This window comes from Oleiphilus sp. HI0125, assembly GCF_001635355.1.
Map to the genome: position 1 here is coordinate 1 of NZ_LWGF01001209.1, position 1,056 is coordinate 1,056.

1 protein-coding gene is annotated in these 1,056 nt (G+C 40.9%); it reads left to right on the top strand.

Translation table 11 applies throughout. From position 1 onward, the window contains the following. Positions 1–150 precede the first annotated feature (150 nt). Positions 151–1,056, top strand: a 906-nt coding sequence (locus A3762_RS21090) for an RNB domain-containing ribonuclease (protein ID WP_156493648.1), incomplete at its 3' end; no start/stop codon positions are given.

The window sequence follows — 1,056 nt, forward strand, 5'->3', positions numbered from 1 at the left end:
TCGCCCATGGTTTGGTGACGATTTTATGCCCTTTTAACAATGCGAGTCTCGACGAAGTTAAAAGAGAAACTGCGAAGTCTTCATTGATTCCACGCAGGATTTTTGACGTTAATTTGATTTAGCCTACCGAGGCTTTTTAAAGGTAAAGAAATGCTTAAATTAGATGCTTTGGACCAATTAAAGCAGCTCAAAAGTGATATTAAAGCTAGCCGTGATTTGCAATTTGGCAGAGTAAAAGGGACAGGGCAGAAGTTCGGTTTTGTTAGCCTTGAAAGTGGCCGAGATGTATTTTTACCGCCGGATGAAATGCTANAAGTCTTACCTGGCGATCGAATTGAAGTAGAGATCAAAAAAGACGACAAGAACAAAACGTTTGCAAAAGTAGAACGACTGATCGAATCGAATAATAAATTATTCTTTGGTAAATACGTGTCTAAAGGCGCTGCACATTTTGCAGAAGCGGATTTCGATGGTACAAGTCGATGGATCTTTATTCCACCAAATAAACGCGGGAAAGCGAAAGTTGGCGACTTACTTCAGTGCAAGCTTGTTCAACACCCAATTAAAAATGGTAAGCCACAAGCCCACATACTCGATAATCTTGGTAATGAAAAAGATGCAGGTATTGAGTGGACCTACAGTCTGAAAAAACATGGTATTAAAGAAGCTTGGAGTGAAAAATCTGAGCAAGATTTAAAGACATTGACGGAAGACTTGGTCGCTAAGTTATGTGCTGAGAGAGAAGATTTTAGTCAACATGCTTTCTTTACCATTGATGGTGAACGCACGACTGACATGGATGACGCGCTTTGCATTGAAGAAAACTCCGATGGCTGGAAGTTACTCGTTGCTATTGCTGATCCAGAAGCCTTAGTTAAGCATGCTCCGGTCTTAGAGAAAGAAGCTTTGCAACGCGGCGCTTCTTTGTATGCGCCTAATAAAGTTGTTTCAATGTTACCTGAAGAGGTGAGTGCGAACTTAGCCTCATTAGTAGAAGGAAAGACGCGTTTAGCGAAAGTTTTCACGATACAAGTTTCTAAAGATGGTGATGTTGCG